Source organism: Ochrobactrum sp. SFR4 (genome assembly GCF_019730395.1).
GTDB lineage: Bacteria > Pseudomonadota > Alphaproteobacteria > Rhizobiales > Rhizobiaceae > Pseudochrobactrum.
The window spans coordinates 1-232 of record NZ_JAAPBB010001449.1 but is presented as its reverse complement, the minus strand read 5'-3'; the positions used below and the strand labels follow the sequence as shown (position 1 = coordinate 232).

Genomic DNA, 232 nt, shown 5'->3' with positions numbered 1-232 from the left:
CAGATCATGCAGGTGGCGACACCGGCAGAAGTCTATGAAGCACCAAGCAGCAAATTCGTTGCGGACTTCATCGGTAATATCAACATTATTGAGGGCGAAGTCAGCCATTTTGCTAATGGTGAAGCGGAGATTGAAAGCGCGGCGAATAGTGTGACGATCCGCACCAAAACCGCCAAACAGCTGAGTAAAGGGCAAAAGGTCTGGTATGCGATCCGCCCTGAGAAAATCACCC

General features: G+C 50.4%; 1 pseudogene. It reads left to right on the top strand.

The features are described 5' to 3' along the window. Positions 1–232: pseudogene (locus tag HBA93_RS23820) on the top strand (polyamine ABC transporter ATP-binding protein); the annotation flags it as partial.